Here is a 1,054-nt window from a genome sequence, read left to right as displayed (position 1 = left end):
GGCTTTGTTGCTTAATTAAGTGAAAAGACATGGCTGTCCCATGTTGATTAATACTTAACCAATACACTGAGTTTCAGGCATACCAAGCCCTGTAAGTTTGTTCAGTGATTTGATCATGGCGTAAGTCTCACCAACCTGAGCGTTGTAGTTTCTCAGGCTTAATTTTCCACCTAACAACTGTTTCACCCGATACATTGCTGTCTCTGATAGCGAGCGCTTATGATAGCCATACCGCTTTTTCCATTTCTTGTTGGAGCCGTAGAGCTTCTGACAACCTACTGCTAAATTGCGAGGGTGTCCTTGTTCCCAGAAGGCAGCCCCTTCTCGTGGCGGGATAAGCGGAACCGCTCGCTTTATCCGTATAGCATCATGGCAATTCCTTGTGTCATAAGCGCCATCACCTGATATCTCAATGATTTTACGACGTGTCTGCTTGAGTAAGTTAGGGAGCACTTCGGCATCGGTTACGTTAGATAAGCTCAGCTCTGCTGCGATTATTTCGTGGGTGCTTGTATCTACTGCGATATGCAGCTTACGCCAGACTCTGCGCTTCCCATCAGTACCATGCTTCTTGACCTTCCATTCACCTTCTCCATAAACCTTGAGGCCAGTGGCATCAATGGCCAGATGTTGTATTGCTCTTCTGGTTTTGGTTTTAAATGAAACTTCAACTTCCTTAGCTCGGCGGCTTATACAGGTGTAGTGCGGGCAAACAAGTGGGATGTTAGCCAGCTTAAATACTGAGTTTAGAAAACCTTGCAGCGCTCTCAGTGGCATAGAGAAAACGCGTTTCACCATCAGTGCGGTAGTAATTGCTAAGTCGCTGAATCGGCGAGGTCTACCTCGCTTGCCTTGTTTGTTTTGCTTCCACTTGGCTATCGCTTCCTCATCAATCCAAAAGGTCAGAGAACCACGGTTGATTAAGGCTTTATTGTACTGCTTCCAGTTAGTTGTTTTGTAACGAGGTTTAGGCATGAGGCTTCGACGATTGATGGGCGTAGCCGATCAGATCGTAGCTTCTTGATTTAGTTCCATCGAATTACGCAACAAAGCC

The 1,054-nt window shown here is 46.0% G+C and carries 1 protein-coding gene; it reads right to left on the bottom strand.

Going from position 1 to position 1,054, the window contains the following annotated elements; all coding sequences use genetic code 11:
• Nucleotides 1-54 precede the first annotated feature (54 nt).
• The gene (locus AACR11_RS07655; RefSeq protein ID WP_079324620.1) at nt 55-975 is read right to left on the bottom strand and encodes an IS5 family transposase; all 921 of its coding nucleotides are present in this window, start codon (nt 973-975) and stop codon (nt 55-57) included.
• Between the last annotated feature and the right edge of the window lie 79 nt (nt 976-1,054).

Origin of the sequence: Vibrio sp. L85, assembly GCF_963871815.1 — a bacterium.
GTDB classification, from domain to species: domain Bacteria; phylum Pseudomonadota; class Gammaproteobacteria; order Enterobacterales; family Vibrionaceae; genus Vibrio; species Vibrio harveyi.
This window is presented reverse-complemented; position numbering and strand designations above follow the sequence as displayed.